Here is a 246-nt window from a genome sequence, read left to right on the forward strand (position 1 = left end):
CCCCCGCCGCTCACGCGCCAAGAAAAAGGACGCAGCCGTGGCCGCTGAAACCAGCAGTGAGGCAGAGGCCAGTGAACCGGCCAAGGCCGAGCCTGCGCCAGAAGCTGAGCCGATCGTTGAAGCCAAACCAGACCCCGTGGCCGAAAAGCCTGCGCCGGAACCAAAGCCTGAGCCAGAGGCCGAACCCGCCATGGCCGACCAGGCTGCGCCCGAACCGGCCCCTGAGCCCGCAGCCAAGCCGGCCAA

At 68.7% G+C, this 246-nt stretch carries 1 pseudogene; it reads left to right on the forward strand.

The features are described from left to right. Positions 1–37: 37 nt before the first annotated feature. Positions 38–246: pseudogene (locus tag B4F73_RS09900) on the forward strand (prolipoprotein diacylglyceryl transferase); the annotation flags it as partial.

The organism is Hyphomonas sp. UBA3601 (assembly GCF_002375605.1).
In the GTDB taxonomy this organism is placed as follows: Bacteria; Pseudomonadota; Alphaproteobacteria; order Caulobacterales; family Hyphomonadaceae; genus Hyphomonas.